Genomic DNA, 2793 nt, shown 5'->3' with positions numbered 1-2793 from the left:
CTTACGCTCTCTTCACGTAGCTGGATCGCGCGACGGACTGCCTCGGTCGTGGTGGCGCTTCCATGAAGAACCTGGCCCATAGCGCATCCCTCGCAGCATGGTGGTCAACCGTACCACCACACCGCGGGATCAAACACCTAGCGCAGTCCAGGCGTCGCCGCGGGCGGCCCGGCGGTAGGCGAGCGTAATCGTCTCAGCCTCGGTCAGCCGGATCTCCACGCATTATTGACGGAGTTCCTGGATCGCGCAAATCGCTGAGCCAACTCGATGCGATCGCTGCGCATCCTCGTGATGTCGTCTGGGCAAGCGCGCGTCAGCAGCTTCTCGACGAGCACGCGGCATACTGCCGAGAGGTATCGTCACGGCGGGCCACCTCGCTCGCGGTCGAGGTGATCCATTCCGGGCAGTCGGTCCGCGGGACCGTCAAGCGTCGCGTCGAGACAGCGTTGCAAGCGGGAAGCTCTAGCGTGCCGCGCGTGGTGATGATCACCCACGAGGCTTTGATGGCGCTCGATCCTGCCGATCTTGCCGGTTGGGAGGTGGTGATCGATGAAGTCCCGGACGGCTGCGTCGCCTCGGGAAGCGTCTCGGCCCAGGCGAGCTGGATCGGCCTGGATCAGCGTTACAGCCTTGAACCTGTGGGCATCGGTGGCTGGCATCAGGTGCGTCCACGCGGGGGCGTTGAGCCACTGCAGCGCAGCGCCATCGCGCAGGATGCCGCAAGCGATCTGGCAGCCCTGCACAAGTGCGTGCTCACGCCCGGACGCGCCGTCTACGTCAATCTGGCTGCCTGGCAAGACGCACAAGTCCTCGGGCGTAAGATCGCGTGGTGGTCGGTGTGGACGCCGCTGTCGCTAGCCGGCACGGCTGGTGTCACCGTCATCGGGGCAGGGTTTTTCCGGAGCACGGCGTATCTCGTCGCAACAGCGCTCCATCCGGATGCCATCCGGTTCGATCGGATCGAGCCGGCTCATCCGATCCTGCGCAAACCGCAAACGATCCGGATCCACTACTTCACCCGACATCGTGGATCGACGACGTGGTGGGCGACAGAGGAGGGAAGCCGGTGCTTGGTTCAGGTTTCGCGGTATCTCGAAGGTAATAGGTTTGCTGGGTTCTTCTCGTGCAACGCTGACATCCTTCCATACTTCCGCCATCGCTTTGAAGCTGAGTTCTGCACGCCCAAGCAGGCTGGAACGAACACGCTCATCAAGCATACCTCTTGCGCCTACATTTACTCGAACAAGGCGCAAGAGGCAGACAAAGCGATCTTGGAGATGTTTGATCTGGATGCGTCGCAGATCCTCCAGGCGCGCGAGTACGAAGATATCATCCAGTTTGTGATGCGCGGCGCGCCGCGCAATCCAAACTACGAAGGCCCCTACGACGTCTACCTCTGCAGCCAGGATCAGGCTGAGATGCTGGCGCGCTACCTCAAGGAGCACGGCATTGCGATGGAGGTCGAACTCGTTCCGGTTCTGGAGGCCGGGATCATGGAGGTGCAGCGCCCTGCATCGGATCGCCCGCAGGATGGCGTGGTCGATCCGCTCGGGCGCCAGGAGCGCATCGATCAGCGTCGGCGGGCCGACGCCCTACGCCAGAAGCGCAGACGCGCTGTAAAGGTCGCGCAGAAGAAGGCGGACGGCACTCATCGGCGGGCCGGACGTCCGCGGAAGGCAGGATGATCCGCCGATCAGGCTGCCTCGCGGGTTTCGAGCACCTCTTCCAACGCATCCAGTTCCATCGCCGCAAAATCGAAGGCATTCCATCGGAACACGCCGAGCAGGCTCGACAGCTCCCGGGTCCGCTCGGTGCAGATGCTGCCGGGTGATACCGCACCAAGGGCGTGCAAACGCCCCAGGATCGCCCGCAGGGCCTGTGGGGTGGGCGACCGGTTCTTGACGCCCTTGATCTCTCGAACCATCCACTGCCCGCTGCTCAAGGGGACGAGTTCGATCGCCAGGGGCGTCCTCGTGCCATCCACCGCACGATGCTCTGCCCGATAGATGTAGGACAGTCCGAGCAGGACCTCACCGATCTTGGTGCGCGCACAGTTTCCCATCTCCGCGCCCAGCGCGATCAGGGCGGCAGCGCTGGTCAGCGGGGTGATGGTGGCGCTAGGCGGGAGCGGGGGAGGCGGAAACACGTCTGCCTGCTCAACGGCCTTGCGGGCAAAGTTTTCGAGCGCTGATCCCTTACCCAGGGAGGCCTGCAGCGCCTGGGTCAGCGTCTTGTCGGTCGCGCTCGAAACGGCGGTGCGCAGCAGCCTGAGCAGGGCGTTGGCTTTGGCGGTGCGCTCGGCTGTGGCGATGTGCCGGAGGATCTCGGGATGGATCAGCACAGGGTCGAGGGTGTCGATCGCTACCAGGGTACCGGCACTGATGCGGCCGCAAAAACGCAGCGCCATAGCCTTCGCGCCCTGGGGTTCGCTTGTAAAAATCTGCCACAGCCGACGATAGGCCTCCGGATCGGTGAGGGCGTCCCGCCCGAGCTCGCTTTCGCGCCCCTCGCCGATGCGCAGCAGCGCCCGGAGATACCCGGTAGGTACGGCCCGACCCGGCACGGCGAACGTTGCACCGATCAGATCGCGAGCCGTGCGCGCCCGCAGCACCTCACCGAGGCCGGCCGCACCGGCGCGTGCGATTCCACGCTGACCCAGGAAGCACGTCGGGTCGCTCAGATCGGCGCAGGCGAGCACGACGAAGGCAGCCTGACGCGACAGCAGCCCGGCGGTGGCGAGATCAGCCAGGCATCCCCGTGCGCCTTCGCGATCAAGGCGGGCCAAGGGCTTGA

The 2793-nt window shown here is 64.8% G+C and carries 2 protein-coding genes; one reads left to right on the top strand and one right to left on the bottom strand.

Features of this window, described 5'->3' with window-relative positions:
- Nucleotides 1-476 precede the first annotated feature (476 nt).
- Nucleotides 477-1685, top strand: a complete 1209-nt coding sequence (locus MKK68_RS11925; RefSeq protein ID WP_244030444.1) for a hypothetical protein — start codon at nt 477-479, stop codon at nt 1683-1685.
- Nucleotides 1686-1693: 8 nt separating this feature from the next.
- Here MKK68_RS11925 and MKK68_RS11920 read toward each other — a convergent pair.
- Nucleotides 1694-2793, bottom strand: a 1100-nt coding sequence (locus MKK68_RS11920) for a hypothetical protein (RefSeq protein WP_244030443.1), incomplete at its 5' end; no start/stop codon positions are given.

Source organism: Methylobacterium sp. E-016 (assembly GCF_022829745.1).
GTDB lineage: Bacteria > Pseudomonadota > Alphaproteobacteria > Rhizobiales > Beijerinckiaceae > Methylobacterium.
This window is presented reverse-complemented; position numbering and strand designations above follow the sequence as displayed.